Raw genomic sequence first — 955 nt, forward strand, 5'->3', positions numbered from 1 at the left:
TGATGATGATGTGGTTGTGCAGAATGTGATTTTGACCGTCTAGATGCGTATAAACAGCAGTTTGATAGTCAGGATAAAGCTTTTCAGCAAGCTCACAGCCTAAGTCATTAGCTCGTTGCCAATCTCTGGTATTCGTAGGGTCTAACTCGTTCAAGGCAAAAGATTGCGTGATGCGTAGCACCTGATTGCGTCTTGCTGTTTGATTGAAGGCTTGCTGAACGATCTTAAATTGTTCGTTGGCGATAGATATATCAATGCCATTGGTGCCACCAACAGCTACGGCACGGCAATTGGTCAATTCTGGTGGTCGTTCAAGGCGATTATCTTCCAGCCATTGCTTAGTATCGTTATGCAATTCTTTATCTTTACCGAGTGCATAGTTCAACGCACTAGCGGCGCTAGCACCGTTGGTTATTTTTGCAATTGTCGCCATAGTTGCCGTTGCGCCTCCTGCATTTTTTTGATTTCAGCTAACATGGCTGGTGTCAAAGGATCGCCTTGGTTAAGTTTCCGCGTTATTTGGTTTAAGTTTGTTCCTTGACGGGTTAGTTCGAGAATGATTTGTTGCGTGTCACTGGCGGAAAAATAGGGCTTACGTAGATTTGATTTCAAAGCCAGCTGTTTGGCATAACTAGAAACCGTTAGACCGTAAGTGCTTGCTGACTGTGATAGCTTCTCGTATTCAAGTTCATTTAGACGAAAGTTAATTCGTTTAGTTTGTTTATCTGAATCGGCTTTAATATTTGCCATGAAGTTCACCCTAAGAATCATCATTCTCAATCTGCCCTATGCGGTTAGATTTTTAATGAGTTAATGTAAGTATAAACGCTTCCTTTTCGGTCACGTTTACCCTAACATTAAAAAACAAATACTGCAAGCTGTCGGAATGACATACATTTTGCTCCGCAAAAGTCTGCCTATTCCTGCTTGAAAAGAGGGCGCTTCGCTCCCCCTT

2 protein-coding genes are annotated in these 955 nt (G+C 42.4%); both read right to left on the reverse strand.

Annotated elements, in window-relative coordinates; all coding sequences use genetic code 11:
• On the reverse strand, nucleotides 1-433 hold a 433-nt coding region (locus tag HC026_RS12345), incomplete at its 3' end, for a relaxase/mobilization nuclease domain-containing protein (RefSeq protein WP_168926201.1).
• Nucleotides 412-750, reverse strand: coding sequence for a plasmid mobilization protein (locus HC026_RS12350; RefSeq protein WP_168926202.1), 339 nt, complete (start codon nucleotides 748-750; stop codon nucleotides 412-414). The genes HC026_RS12345 and HC026_RS12350, both read right to left, overlap by 22 nt.
• Between the last annotated feature and the right edge of the window lie 205 nt (nucleotides 751-955).

Source organism: Secundilactobacillus angelensis (assembly GCF_012641075.1).
Classification (GTDB): Bacteria; Bacillota; Bacilli; order Lactobacillales; family Lactobacillaceae; genus Secundilactobacillus; species Secundilactobacillus angelensis.

Bases quoted from the DNA above. Each gene is read 5' to 3' on its own strand.
- HC026_RS12350 (WP_168926202.1), bottom strand. From the start codon at position 750: ATGGCAAATATTAAAGCCGATTCAGATAAACAAACTAAACGAATTAAC.